General features: G+C 63.4%; 1 protein-coding gene. It reads right to left on the bottom strand.

Annotation, left to right across the window (positions count from 1 at the left end; all coding sequences use genetic code 11):
• The coding region (locus tag AC0T7J_RS25205) for a hydrogen peroxide-inducible genes activator (protein ID WP_473798471.1) at positions 1–470 on the bottom strand (470 nt) is incomplete at both ends.

Here is a 470-nt window from a genome sequence, read left to right as displayed (position 1 = left end):
GCCAGGCGATCGCCACGGTGCGGAACGGCACCGGCGCGGTCAGTGGACGCACTTCGATCACGCCGGGGGCGTAGTGATGGCTGTCCACTGCCGACAGCGGCAGGATCGAGATGCCCAGGCCGGACGCGACCATATGGCGAATGGTTTCCAGCGAGCTGGATTCCACCGTAGTGTGCTTGGCGCCGTCGTTGCCTTTGGTCAGGGTCGGGCAGGCCTCGAGCACCTGATCGCGGAAGCAGTGGCCTTCACCGAGCAGCAGCAGGCTCTTGTCGTTGAGCAGGCCGGCGTCGATGGACGCTTTCTTGGTCCACGGATGCTGCGCCGGCATGAGCACGTAGAACGGCTCGTCGTAAAGCGGCAGGGTCAGCACGTCGGCTTCATTGAACGGCAGGGCGATGATGATCGCGTCTAGCTCGCCGTTGCGCAGTTTGTCGCGCAGCACGTGGGTGAAGTTTTCTTCGATGTACAAC

The sequence above is a fragment of the Pantoea sp. E956-1 genome (genome assembly GCF_982223955.1).
The sequence above is the reverse complement of the archived record's forward strand: the minus strand, read 5'-3'. Positions and strand labels throughout refer to the sequence as shown.